This window comes from Lysinibacillus sp. NPDC094403 (genome assembly GCF_050278745.1).
Taxonomy (GTDB): domain Bacteria; phylum Bacillota; class Bacilli; order Bacillales_A; family Planococcaceae; genus Lysinibacillus.
The window spans coordinates 155,872-169,482 of the sequence record NZ_JBNNTL010000006.1; the positions used below are offsets into that span (position 1 = coordinate 155,872).

General features: G+C 36.4%; 13 protein-coding genes. All 13 read right to left on the reverse strand.

The window, feature by feature from the left end; all coding sequences use genetic code 11:
- Nucleotides 1-139: 139 nt before the first annotated feature.
- The 13 genes from ACQKMV_RS12040 to ACQKMV_RS12100 all read right to left on the reverse strand — a co-directional run bounded on the left by ACQKMV_RS12040 (nt 140) and on the right by ACQKMV_RS12100 (nt 13,552).
- Nucleotides 140-877, reverse strand: coding sequence for a sulfite exporter TauE/SafE family protein (locus ACQKMV_RS12040; protein WP_427504160.1), 738 nt, complete (start codon nt 875-877; stop codon nt 140-142).
- A gap of 51 nt (nt 878-928) precedes the next feature.
- Nucleotides 929-1,783 (reverse strand): LysR family transcriptional regulator, encoded by an 855-nt coding sequence (locus tag ACQKMV_RS12045; RefSeq protein ID WP_427504161.1) that lies wholly within the window; start codon nt 1,781-1,783, stop codon nt 929-931.
- 146 nt (nt 1,784-1,929) lie between these two features.
- Nucleotides 1,930-3,642: a phosphoenolpyruvate--protein phosphotransferase gene (gene ptsP / locus ACQKMV_RS12050; protein ID WP_427504162.1), complete on the reverse strand. Its 1,713-nt coding sequence runs from the start codon at nt 3,640-3,642 to the stop codon at nt 1,930-1,932.
- Complete coding sequence (locus tag ACQKMV_RS12055; protein WP_427504163.1) at nt 3,639-3,905, reverse strand: HPr family phosphocarrier protein; 267 nt, start codon at nt 3,903-3,905, stop codon at nt 3,639-3,641. The genes ptsP and ACQKMV_RS12055 overlap by 4 nt, the downstream gene beginning before the upstream one ends.
- A complete protein-coding gene (locus ACQKMV_RS12060) occupies nt 3,902-4,606 on the reverse strand; it encodes a glucosamine-6-phosphate deaminase (protein ID WP_427504164.1) in 705 nt (234 codons plus the stop codon). The genes ACQKMV_RS12055 and ACQKMV_RS12060 overlap by 4 nt, the downstream gene beginning before the upstream one ends.
- Nucleotides 4,607-4,659: 53 nt before the next feature.
- The gene (nagA, locus tag ACQKMV_RS12065; RefSeq protein ID WP_427504166.1) at nt 4,660-5,802 is read right to left on the reverse strand and encodes an N-acetylglucosamine-6-phosphate deacetylase; all 1,143 of its coding nucleotides are present in this window, start codon (nt 5,800-5,802) and stop codon (nt 4,660-4,662) included.
- Nucleotides 5,803-6,003: 201 nt separating this feature from the next.
- The gene (gene nagE, locus ACQKMV_RS12070; RefSeq protein WP_427504167.1) at nt 6,004-7,950 is read right to left on the reverse strand and encodes an N-acetylglucosamine-specific PTS transporter subunit IIBC; all 1,947 of its coding nucleotides are present in this window, start codon (nt 7,948-7,950) and stop codon (nt 6,004-6,006) included.
- 283 nt (nt 7,951-8,233) lie between these two features.
- Nucleotides 8,234-9,172, reverse strand: a complete 939-nt coding sequence (locus tag ACQKMV_RS12075; protein WP_427504169.1) for an ABC transporter permease — start codon at nt 9,170-9,172, stop codon at nt 8,234-8,236.
- Nucleotides 9,150-10,073, reverse strand: a complete 924-nt coding sequence (locus ACQKMV_RS12080; protein ID WP_427504170.1) for an ABC transporter ATP-binding protein — start codon at nt 10,071-10,073, stop codon at nt 9,150-9,152. Before ACQKMV_RS12080 ends, ACQKMV_RS12075 begins: the two co-directional genes overlap by 23 nt.
- A gap of 5 nt (nt 10,074-10,078) precedes the next feature.
- Nucleotides 10,079-10,774 carry an ATP-binding cassette domain-containing protein gene (locus tag ACQKMV_RS12085; protein WP_427504171.1) on the reverse strand — a complete coding sequence of 232 codons (696 nt, stop codon included), beginning with the start codon at nt 10,772-10,774 and terminating at the stop codon, nt 10,079-10,081.
- Between the two features lie 10 nt (nt 10,775-10,784).
- Nucleotides 10,785-11,141 carry a GntR family transcriptional regulator gene (locus ACQKMV_RS12090; protein WP_427504173.1) on the reverse strand — a complete coding sequence of 119 codons (357 nt, stop codon included), beginning with the start codon at nt 11,139-11,141 and terminating at the stop codon, nt 10,785-10,787.
- Nucleotides 11,138-11,908, reverse strand: coding sequence for a hypothetical protein (locus ACQKMV_RS12095; protein WP_427504175.1), 771 nt, complete (start codon nt 11,906-11,908; stop codon nt 11,138-11,140). The genes ACQKMV_RS12090 and ACQKMV_RS12095 overlap by 4 nt, the downstream gene beginning before the upstream one ends.
- Before the next feature lie 738 nt (nt 11,909-12,646).
- On the reverse strand, nt 12,647-13,552 hold the full coding sequence (locus ACQKMV_RS12100; protein ID WP_427504176.1) for a hypothetical protein: 906 nt from the start codon (nt 13,550-13,552) through the stop codon (nt 12,647-12,649).
- Nucleotides 13,553-13,611 lie beyond the last annotated feature (59 nt).

Consider the following 13,611-nt stretch of genomic DNA (forward strand, 5'->3'; position numbering starts at 1 on the left):
TTCGCCTTTCTCTTGTACTACCATTTAAAAGCGGTTGTTTATTTTAACAGGAGAAAGGCGAAAAATTGAAGTAGATATCGCTATTATGTTTGAATATACTCCCCTTACTTGTAACACTCTTTCTTGCTTCTTCCTCTCTTTAATACAATCCCCAGTATGTAATCGTATCCGTAACGCCAATAAAAATCAGAATAACACCCGCTACATTTTGAATTACTCTTCCCATTTTCATGCTTGTACGCATAATGAATCTTTTTGCGTCAAATAAATGAATAAGCCCCAGTATCACTAGTAGTGGTATAGAGGTTGATATACCAAAAATGGCCGGCAAAACTACCCCATACGAAGAGGTTACGACTGTTGGCATTAACCACACGAAAAATAGCACAAACATCGTAGGGCAAAAGGCTATGGAAAAACTAGCACCCATTAGAAAGGAGCCCAATTTCCCCTCTTTTAAAACAGATGGAATATACTTAGGAATTCGATTTAGTAATTTCAATTTTAATATTCCAATTAGCACGAGTCCTGTTATTAACATGATTGGACCAATTGCTTTGCGAAAAATAGGAAAATACCTCGTCATCTCAGTTTCAAAGGACTGACCTAGTAACCAGGCGAATAAACCTATTAAACTAAATACAACAACTTTCCCTAGAATAAAAAACACAATTTCATGCCAATTGTTTTTCATTTGCAATGTCCGATTTCCATAAAAAGTGATAGCACTCATATTCCCCGTTAATTGACAAGGTGCTAATGCGCCTATTAATCCAAGAAGAATCGCAATAATGAGTGGGGAATGTTCATAGGAATTTAGAAATACTGTAATCGGTCCACTAATAATTTGGCTTATTTTCGACATTAAACTATACATCTATAAACACCCTCAATTTTTTAGTAGAAAACCTGCTCCTCTAATCATTAACTACGCGTATATCAGATGACATACTGCTAAGAACGCCTCAATATCCGCTGTTACATATTTCGTTAAAAAATAGGTATTCGAAACAATATGAGAACATTCCTTTAACGAATAGCTATGAAGCAATTGCTGGTGAGTTTCAGCCTCAATTACACTCTTTGGTAAAAAGGCAATTCCTAATCCTTGCTTGACAAAGTTTTTTATAACCTCTGTTTGATTGATATTCATACTTTTATAGCTTGGGAATTGTTGTAGTACTTGTTGGATTTCCTGCCAGTAAGGTGCATATTCATGTGTTAATATAGTTTCCTGTTGTAAAAGAGTCCGTGCATCGGTAGCCTTTTTTGACATCGGAGCTATCAATTGAAGTGGTTCCTGTGCAAGAAGTACTGTGTGAAGATCACGTGTCGATGTTAATTTTGATAAACCGATATCTACTTTACCTGCATATACCGCTTCCCCGATTTCATTGGACTGTAATAGTTCGATCGTTATTTGAATGGAAGGTTTTTGCTGCTGAAATGTATCAATGATTACTGGTAATGTAGAATTAGCAATTTGTGGTGCGACACCAATCGTTAGCTTGGACGTATAACCATTCAAAAGGGATACAGTAGTTTGTAATCCTTCATCAATCGTTGCCATCATTTTCTCGGCATGTTGAAGGAAGTGAGCACCAATATGATTTAACTTCACAAGCTTCCCCTGTCTATCAAAAAGTGTTGTTTGCAGTTCTTTTTCAAGGTGTTGAATATGCTTCGATACTGTTGATTGTGTAATAAAAAGTTGTTCTGCCGTCTCACGAAAATTCTCCGTTTTCGCAGCAACAATAAAAGTTCGTAACCATTCTGTTTCCATAAATAGGCCTCTCTAGTTTTTCATTCATTATATCGAATTATATTTACGTCTTAAAACCTTTTCTAAAAACTAAAAAAAGTAGTTGAAGATCTCCAATTTCTTGTATCTTCAACTACTTATTATCTTTTTTTATTATTCTTAAAGACTTAGTTAACAGCTTGCTTCACTTTATCTAATATTTCATCGGATGTTGCTAATTGTAATGCTTCTGTTGCTAATGCTTGCATATCCGCTACGGATAAATTTTTAATAATGGAACGTATTTTTAAAATAGATGTTGCACTCATTGAAAATTCATCTAGACCTAAACCAAGTAATAGTGGTACAGCATATTCATCCCCTGCCATTTCACCACACATCCCTGCCCATTTCTTTTCTTTGTGTGCTGCATCAATGACCATTTTTACCAAACGTAAAATAGCTGGATTATAAGGTTGATATAAATAAGATACTTTTTCGTTCATACGATCCGCTGCCATCGTATATTGGATTAAATCATTTGTACCAATCGAGAAGAAGTCCACTTCTTTCGCAAAAATATCTGCCATCACTGCCGTCGATGGAATTTCAACCATAATACCTATTTCAATCTGCTCGCTAACAGCTATGCCTTGTGCCAGTAAGTTTTCCTTTTCTTCTAAAAGAATCGCTTTCGCGTCACGGAATTCTTGCAATGTCGCAATCATAGGGAACATAATTTTTAAGTTACCGTAATTGGATGCACGTAGTAATGCACGCAATTGTGTACGGAAAATGTCTTGATAATCTAAGCACAGACGAATCGCGCGATGGCCGAGGAACGGATTCATTTCTTCTTGGAGCGGTAAATACGGTAAATTTTTATCTCCACCAATATCAAGTGTACGGATGACAACCGCTTTCCTTTCCATTCCTTCTAATACCATTTTATACGCTGTAAATTGTTCTTCTTCTGACGGTAAGTTTTCTCGTCCCATATATAAAAATTCTGTACGATATAAACCGATTCCTTCACCACCGTGACGAAGTACACTGTCTAAATCATTTGGTGACCCAATGTTGGCAGCTAGTTCAACTTGAACCCCATCTTTGGAGATTGTTTTTTCATTCATTAATGTTGCCCATTCTGCTTGTTGAGCAGTAAAGTTTTCCGCTTTTTTTCTAAAAGTTGCAACAACAGCTTCAGTTGGGTTCACAAGTACATCACCAGTTAAACCATCCACGATTAATAAATCACCATCTTGAATGGAAGTCGTTGCTGTACCGGTCCCTACAACGGCTGGAATTTCAAGTGAACGTGCCATAATGGCAGAGTGAGATGTACGACCACCAATATCCGTTGTAAAGCCAAGTACAAAGTTGCGGTCCAATTGTGCTGTCTCAGAAGGCGTTAAATCAGTTGCTACAATTATCACCTGTTCATGGATATTACTTGGATTTGGAATATGTACACCGAGTAAATGTGCTAAAACACGGTTTGAAACGTCTTTAATATCTGCAGCACGCTCACTCATATATTCGTCATCCATACCTTCAAATAATGATACAAACATCATTGAAACGTCACTCAATGCATATTCAGCATTGACAGCTTCATCAGCAATTTTTTGTTTGATAGGTCCAATTAGTTCTGGATCTTTTACGACCAGTATATGTGCACCAAAAATCGCGGCTTCTTCCGCGCCTAACTTTTCATGTGTTTGCTGTTGAATAGCGGCTAACTCTGCTTCTGTTTTTTCAAGCGCTGCCACTAAACGTCGCTGCTCTGCATCAATATCCTGAATAGTTGTTTTCGTAAACGTTAAATCTGGTTGTACTAAACAATATGCTTTTGCAATGGCAATGCCGTCAGATGCGGCAATACCTTTGAGTTGGTTCATTGTGCAAGCCCCGTTTCTAAAATTAATTTAGTTAATGCAGTAATCGCTTGTTCTTCATCCTCCCCCTCTACTTGTAGTGTAAATATTGAACCTTGTTTTAGGGCTAATCCCATAACGCCTAAAATAGATTTTAAATTTGCCGTTCTTTGATCTGTCTGCAACTCGATAGAAGAAGCGAATGGAGTTGCTGCTGCTACAAGTTGACTAGCTGGACGTGCGTGAATACCTAGTGGGTCTACTACTGTAAATTGTTTAGTTTTCATTGTTCATTCTCCCCTTTTTGTAAATCTGTTAAAATAGTAACATTTGGATGTTTCGTTAATATACTTGCTGGTATATCTTCTGTATATTCAGATGCAAGCACACGTTCTAAAACATCACGTTTAGCTTCTCCAACAGCGATTAACAAAATGCTCTTTGCGCGCATTATGGATTGAATCCCCATCGTAAATGCTTGGGTTGGAACTTCATCGATTGAATCAAAGAAGCGTGCATTTGCTTGGCGTGTTGAATCTTCAAGTGTTACAAGATGTGTCAAGGAATGAAAAGAAGTTCCTGGTTCATTGAAACCGATATGGCCGTTTTGTCCGATACCAAGCAATTGAAAATCTAATGAATGCTGCTGTAATAATGATTCATAGCGTGTCGCTTCCTCTATAGGATTATCAGCTAAACCATTCGGTAAATAGGATTTTTCAAATGGTTTATAGTGAAATAAATGTTTGTACATATAAAATGCGTAACTTTGTTCATGTTTAGCACTTAGTCCAACGTATTCGTCTAGATTAAAGCTAATACAATTTGTAAAATCGATATTAGTGTCACAAATTTCAGCATATAGCGGTTCCATTGTACCACCTGTAGCTAGACCGAACGTTGTAGCACCCTCATTTTTAGCATTCGCGATAATGTCTACTGCACGAGCGTATAAATCTTCTTTTGAAGTAAAACGTTCCAATCTCATTTTCCTATTCCCCCTTTTTTATTTTTTAATCCTCATGACTAGGAAACGGCCTCTTAAGCTTCGTAAATTACCTTGCCAGCCTTAACCGTTTGTTGCAACATTAAATGTTCATCCAGAATCACAACATCCGCATCAAATCCTTGTTCGATTTGTCCTTTTTTAGCTAATTTTAGTTGTTTAGCTGCATTGTAGCTCGACATTTTAACAAGTTCTTCTAACGAGCAGTTCGTGATGAGTTGCATATTACGTACAGCTTGGTCCATTTTTAACACACTACCAGCAAGAGCTCCATTTGATAAATGGGCGCCACTTTCGGAGACATGAACCAGTTGACCACCTAAGTCATAATCTCCATATGGCATTCCTTTTGCTCGCATAGCATCGGTAATTAAAATAATTCCGTCTGCTCCTTTTAAACGATATGCCATATTCACGGCATCCTTGTGCATATGAATAAAATCAACAATGATTTCGGCCTTAATTTCTTCTAATAATACACCACCGACAACACCTGGATCTCGATGATGGAATGGACGCATTTGGTTGTATAAATGTGTACCTTGTGTTACACCATGATGAACCGCTTCTTTCACTTGTTCAAATGTTGCATCAGAATGACCAATCGATACGACCACACCGCTTTCTGCAATTGCTTGAACTACCTCAAATCCATTTGGTTCTTCTGGTGCCATTGTAATTTCTTTAATTTTATTACCGCTTAATTTTTGCCACTTTGTAAATAAAGCGAAATCAGGTGGTACGATATGTTCAAGGGGCTGTGCACCTACACGATTTTTTGAGATAAAAGGACCTTCAACATGAATACCTAGAAGTTCTGCCTCATCTGGATTTGATGTAAACTGCGCAATATTTTCAATGGCACGTTCAATATTTTGATAGCTTTGTGTCATAGTCGTAGCTAAAAAGCCTATTATGCCTTCTTTGGCAAGTGATTTTGCCATCGTGTGAAGACCGTCATTCGATGCATCCATCGTGTCCATTTGAGCAGAGCCATGAATATGCATATCGATAAAACCTGGGAATAAAAATTTCCCTGTACCATCTACTAGTTGCACATTGTCTGCGTTAATGTGTTGCGCAATTTGTGCAATTTTCCCATCCTTTATGAAAACGTCGATATGTTCCTTTCGTCCTGTTGCATTGACGACCGTGATGTTACGGATTAATAAATTCATTAAAAACATCTCCTAGGATTGATAAAAGGTGCTGTCCAAAATAGTATGTTTAAGCGATCCTATCAAGACTAATATTTTGATATAGAGTTTAAACCTCCGTAAATTCCTGTGGGATAAACTTTCCCACAGGAATTTACGGATTTAATAAAAGAGAATGTTCATTTTGTTTAATGGACTTTTTTTGACAGCAAATATTGTTTGTTACTTCTTCATCGAAATGATGTTATTAGAACCTGCTCGTTGGTAACCAGATTTTTCAAGTGTTATTTCTTGACCAATTAAACTTGTGAAGACAACTGGAGTGACGATAGACGGCACTTTGTCTGCAATACTCTCAAAATCAACTTTTAATAACGTATCACCACGTTGAATTAATTGACCCTCTGTAACCATTGCTTCAAATCCTTCACCATTTAGAGTGACAGTATCTAAACCGACATGGATTAATATTTCCACACCTGTATCAGATTTTAATCCAATAGCATGCTTCGTTGGGAAAACCATTACTACTTGTCCATCAAATGGTGCATGAACTGTACCACCTTTTGGATGAATACCAAAACCTGGCCCCATTATACCTGCTGAAAACGCATCATCTGGCACGTCAGATAGCGGTATTAAATCGCCTGTAATTGGCATCTCAAAATCATTGGAAGGAATTGTCCCTTCTTCTGCTATCTTTTCTTCAACAGGCACTTCTTTTTGTAAATCTACATTTGTAGGAGCTGGATTACCCTTTTTCAGGCGATCTTTCATGGCTTCTGCTAAAAACTCTACGAATGTACCGATAATGACTTGTACATTTGTCTTACTAATACGCATAACACCACGCGCACCCGTTTGTTTTAATGTTTTTTCATCCACCTGATCTGCATCATCTACAGTCATACGAAGACGTGTTGTACAGTAATCCACTTGCTTGATATTCTCTTGTCCACCTAATGCTTCGATTGTTTTGTAAGCACGTACATCTAAATCATTGGAAACAGCTGCATCAACATCGGTCCCTTCTTCATCGTCGTCTTCACGACCAGGAGTTTTTAAGTCTAATATCTTGATTAAGAAATAGAAAACGACAAAGTAAATAGCGCCAAAACCTAATCCTAATGGGATTAATAGCCATGGTTTATCTGCTATACCAAAGTTTAAAAGATAGTCAATTAAGCCTGCCGAAAAACCAAAACCATCACGGAATCCAATAATATAAGAAACTGCAAGCGAAATACCCGTTAAAACTGCATGGATACCGTAAAGTACTGGTGATAAGAACATAAATGTAAATTCAATAGGCTCTGTTACACCTGTTAAAAATGCTGTTAAAGCGATGGATACAAACATACCACCGACTACAGCACGTTTTTCCTTTTTCGCTGCAAAGAACATCGCAAGACACGCTGCTGGTAACCCAAACATCATGATTGGGAAGAAACCTGCTTGGAAATGTCCTGCTGATGGGTCTCCTGCTAAAAATCGATTAATATCTCCTTTGACAAGATCGCCTGCAGCATTGGTAAATTCACCGAAGTCAAACCAAATTATTGTATTAATTACATGGTGTAAACCTACTGGGATCAATAAACGATTTAAGAAGCCATACATCCCAACACCAAGTGCTCCACCACCGATTAACCCGTTCCCTACTGCATCGATACCACCTTGAATTGGTCCCCATACAACAGCTAAAATAGCACCTAAAAGCGCCATGGTGATGGACGTTATAATTGGCACAAAACGCCGTCCTCCGAAGAATGACAGCCATTCTGGGAATTTTACATTATAGAATTTGTTATAGAGTGAACCTGCTGTAATACCTGCGATAATACCACCAAATACTCCCATATTCAGATCTTTATTTACGGATGCTAATACTGCGACTAACACCAGATGCGCAATGGCGCCCGCTAATGCTGCTCCACCACTATTATCATGTGCTAAGCCCATTGCGATACCGATTGCAAAAATAATAGGTAAATTACCTAAAATAGCTTCACCAGATGCTGCCATTACAGCTGCAATATGCTGGACAACGTCATTTGGAACTGCACCAAGCATGTCACTAGATCCTAAGCGTGAAAGTAATGCAGCTGCTGGTAAAGTAGCAATTGGAAACATTAACGACTTACCGATTTTTTGTAAGAAAGCTAACATTTATTCTCCCCCCCTTTTGGTATAGTTGTCTAGACCAATTAATCGAAAAAAAAGCGTTTTCATTAAGTTGATATCAATTATATTACCACTCTTACAAAAAATAAACACTATTTTTGAAATGATGGGAAGCATCCAACTTTTTCAAATTCTCTAAAGTCATCATACCATGCTCAAATATGATCTTATTTACATGGATGGATATAGTCTTGCCATTGAACAAAGAATAGCCCAATTGGAAGCTTTTCTTCAACCAATTGGGCTACAAGTTCATCATTTCTTTTCTTTACGCTGTGACGTCACGTTTCATAAAGGACATATAGCTGATCACAAGGAAAATTACAGCATAAATCGCAAGAATTGTGAGTGAGAATGGCATTGTCATACCATCTATTATAAAGTGACCAGTTTCATACTGTGTCAAATCTGAATGTGTTATCCAAATATATTTAACGATTTTAAATCTGCTTAAGAACATGACAATCATTCCACCTGTAAAAGATAAGAACATCGTTAAGCCAATCGCTAAAGAGCTTGAACGGAAAACTGAGCCTACTAAGAAAGCAAATAATATTGACATGACAAAGTTTCCGCCAGAAAGTAAATAGTGGTATGCTAAATCATTCCATACTGCTTTTTCAACTACTTGACCGTTGACCATTTCTAACTCAACACCAGTTGTACCACCAAATAGTATTAACCCAACGAGAGCGCTTATTATCACATTGACAACAATTAAAAAGAGCCCAAATATGAATGTAGTAAGCAATTTTGAAGTTAATATTTTTGCCCGTGAAACCGGACGCGTTAATAGCATTTTTATCGTACCAGTAGAGAATTCACTAGAGACAATACTTGCTGCAGTAATAACCGTAAATAATGTCACTAAAGTCAGCATGCCACCTGAAAATGACATAAAGCTTGCTACGCTTCCCTCTTCTTGAGATGGCACATCATTTGCTAGTCGATACTCAGAAATAGCAATTTGCTCCTCGAAGTGTTTTTTATCCTCTGCCGTTAGGTCGTCACCTTTCAGTATTTCTTTATTATTAATAATGGCTTTCTGTTCACTTTCCTGCCACGTTAAATCCTCTGTCGTTTTTGTTTCATAGTATTTCATCATAATACCTGGACCAATAATAAAGAGGATTAATAGCGTGACCATTGCCCAAGTTCCTTTTTTATGCCATAATTTCATCCATTCATTTTGAATTAGATTCAGCAATTTGGCCACCTCCTGTCATTTCTAAGAATTGATCCTCTAAAGTTTTTTGATGCGGTTGAACGGCAAATAATTGAATTCCTTCATTAACAAATTGTGTAATGAGTTTCGGTATATCCTCTTTCTTAATTTCCACCACATAACCATTATTTTCAGCCACAAAGTTATAATCGAGCTTTTGAAGATGTTCTGTTGCCTGATTATTTGGTGTAGCTTCAATATAATAAAACGAAGAAGTTTCAACGTTGATATCACGAATATCGATAAGTTTGCCATTTTGTATGACAGCCACTCGATCACACATTAATTCAATTTCAGATAATAAATGACTGGAGACAAAAACAGATACTCCATCCTCCGCCGCAATTTTACGCAAATACATACGAAACTCGCGGATACCTGCTGGATCTAGACCGTTTGTTGGTTCATCCAAAATTAAAAATTTTGGTCGATGAAGTAGAGCCTGTGCGAGTCCTAAACGCTGACGCATCCCTAGCGAGTACGTCGATACCTTTTCATTGATGCGTTTCTCAAGACCAACTTGTTTAACCACCTCTTGAATACGCTCTTTTGTAACGTTTTTATGCATACGCGCAAAGTGCAGTAAGTTTTTATAACCCGTCATATATTTATACATTTCCGGATTTTCTACAATTACGCCGACCTTACTTATCGCTTCTTCATAATTGTCCTGTAAGGAAAGGCCATCAATAATAACTTTCCCCTCAGATGGACTCATAAGCCCTGTCATCATACGAATTGTCGTCGTTTTCCCTGCACCATTCGGTCCTAAAAATCCAGTAATTTGACCTGGATATAAATCGATATTCAATTGCTGAATCAATTGCTTACCACCAATGGTTTTTGATATATTTTGCAATTGAACAATTGGTTGTGTTGTCATTAATTTCACCCTTTCTTATAATAAGCCTTCATCCATTGCACAGCATCTTTATTCGTAACGTCTCGAATAGTCTCTACTTCTTCATGTGCAATGATCGAACCATTTCGCAATAAAATGATTTGATCTAAAATAGGCTCTACTTCATATAACTCATGCGTTGATAATAATATTGTTTGGTGTTCAATATCTGTAAATTGAATTAACCCTTTTATGAGTTGCTCACGAACAATTGGATCAAGACCTGAAAATGGCTCATCCATTACATAAAAGGGTACTTCTCGCCCAAGAGTTGCGGCCATTTTCATTCGACCACGATTACCCTTTGATAATTGCCGTAGCTTCACATTTTTATCAACCTGTAAAAACTCTGCAACTATACATGCCTTATCATACGAAAAATCTTCGAATTGAGAGGCGTAGTGCTGAAAAAGCTGCTCACCTGTGTAAAAATCAAAAAACAAATCAATATCTGGTAAATAAGCAATTTTATCAGCACTTCTGCGTGTAACAGGCGTTCCATTTAACAATACCTCACCACTTGATGGACATAATAAGCCTGCCAACACTTTTAATAGTGTAGACTTACCACTACCATTTTCTCCAACAAGCCCAATGATTTGTCCAACAGGAAAGGAAAAAGACACATCTTGGAGAATAGGCTTTTTCATATAACGGAAAGAAACGTTTGATAGCTGTAGCATTTATTTCACCTCACGATTTATTTTGTAAAACAACGAGCATCTCTTCCTTTGAAAACCCAAGTGCTTCAATGGAAGTTAAAAAATGATCTGCCAGTTGATTTTTCATATCTTCCCGTAATAGAGCAATTCGCTCTTCTTCGGTTGTAATAAATGTACCTTGACCTCGTTTGGTTTCCGTTATATTCATTGCCTCTAACTCCTTATACACCCGTTGCACAGTATTTACATTGACTCCTGTTTCCACTGCATATTCTCGAACAGAAGGAAGTCGATCTCCAAGCACTAGCTTCCCTTTCAAAATGTCCCCACATATCAGATCAACGAGCTGGCTATAGATAGGCTTATCACGTGAAAAGTCGATTGTCATCGTAAAACCACCTTTTCAAGCCATTTTGTCGCTGTGATAAATAGGATGGCTACAAAAATAATAGTTGCTACTTCTTCTACTAAATACATAGTGCTCAAACTTAAATTCATTGTTGGTGACTTCGGGAAAAATTGTTCGAGACCCTTTAATGAAATGCCTATATGATGGAAAATATTATCATATAATTTGCTTTCTGTAAATTTCAACCATGAATTCATACTGATGAAAAAGGTAACCATAGTAATAACTACTGAAAAGTTCCCAATAAAGTGTTTCATTTGGAGATTAAATGCAAAAAATAGTAGCAGTGTCACAAACATCATCAATTGAAAAATAACAATCATTCCAACTAAAAATAAAAGCAATAAAAACATTTGGGCGAAGTTGCCTATCATTTCATCTTTGATATTGTAAATAGCTATACTCACAAAGATAAAATTGAAGATAGCGTATCCTATTAAGGAAAATACAATCTTCACACCCACAAGCTGTGCGATGGAACTAGTTGAATGCAGCCAGATCTCTTTGGTCCTTAAGTCATTACGGATACTAACTAGAAATTGTAATATCGAAAAAAATCCACCTAACATAAGTACTAATATCGAGAAGAAAAATGGCATCTGATTATCCATCACAAATTGATCACTAAAATGCCTAATTAAATATGGAACTACCATTGTCAGCATGATCCCAATAAAAATCCCACTGAATAGCCATGCCTGATAAAGCACCCATTCCTTTTTCATTAGCCCTGCAAATTTTTTCAAAGCAAACACCTCGTGTCATAGTGTACTAGTCAAATAGTACACTATGACTTTTAACTTTGCAAGCATTAAATGCAAAAAAAAGGAAGAACCCTTTAAAATAAAGGCTTCTTCCTTCGGGTTGTAATGAAATAAAGTTTAATAAAGTATGCATCTTCAGCAATATGAGGGTGATTTTGACGTTTTAACAAAATGTCATCCAACTTTTTATTTTTATCAGAACACTTTTACATTTTATCGCCCAACTTCTTAGTTTTATCTACTAACTTTTGCGTTTTATCACCCAACTTCTGAATTTTATCGACATCCTCTGGGCAATTAAAAAAGAGGTAACGACAAGAATTTTCCCTTGTTTTACCGTTACCCCATTTTTCTTCACCACTACTTCTTATTATATTTTTTATGTACTATCAGGTGTGTTTGCCATAGAGTTAACAAGCATTGCTAAAAATATGGCACCGTATTCTTATGAAGAAGAATACCACATTCCCTGTTTTAGAAGAAGAGATAGGTAATATTCGAAGGCACTGAAAAAGTCGATTTGCCACAAAAAATGTGATGCAAATCGACTTTTTTTAAGGTTTCAAATCTAACAAAAGATAAATTTTTAAATAAAAAATGATTTTTCTAGTTTTTCATTGCCCTCAATATATCCGGTGTCATCGGCTATAACTTCAAAGACGATTCTCAAATAATTGAAAACAACTTACTTTGAATCACACCTTACCGTTCTACAATAAATTATTCCTTAGTGAAAAATTTAGGGTCAATCTGATCAATAACTGAAGTAGCAGTATAAAATGATCCTATTTTCCTTTTGTCATCATATGTTAATTCCTTTTGACTCTTTTTAATAAAAACTACCCAATCATTTTCTATCTCACTAATGTTCTTTCCGTATAATTCCTCTACTTTTTTAGCCAAGTCATCTTCGTTGTAGAGTTGTTCAAACTTTTCTAATCCATAAGTATCAATTAAATAAGTAATAAAAGAGGCTGAATGTATATAGCTCATCCATTGAAGGGTGTACTCTTTTTGATTTTTAAGGGCTGGGCGAAAATAGGAATCTGCTTGATTCGGATCTATCAACTTGCTAATTGGTATGAATTTGTTTGAATCGATATAATACTTCATAAGCTTATGGGAATATGACTCATTTTTCCCATACTTATCTTCCATATAAGTAGCAAAACCCTCTTGCGTAAAATAGCCCCTACTTTTATCAAAATTGTTGCCATAACCAACTACGGAATGTGTCAGTTCATGGACAAGTGGATATTGGTCTTCCTTAATGTCATATAGTTGAAGTTCCGATCTCAAACCCCGTGATACTTCATTTCCTTCATTGAGAAATACATTAATTCTCTCGGAAGGAACATATGTAGTGTGAATTGAATTCTGAATTTCATCATAGGCATTAAAGAGTTCGTCTTTTATTGATTCTACTTTTTCTTGTGGAAGCTTTATTTTATTAATAATCTCAAAGGTAATTTTCCCATCCGCTGTAACAACAATATTTTCATCATTGTTTCCTTTAGGAACAACTGTATCCTGAGTACAGGCAGTTAATAAGAATATGAAAATAAATATAAGGAAGAAGCTTCTAAACTTAAACATATTACCTCCTGAAAAATCAATATTTTCCATTTAATACGGATTCCAAATCGAAAAGTTTCATTTTTTCAAGTATTCAAAAAATAAATAAG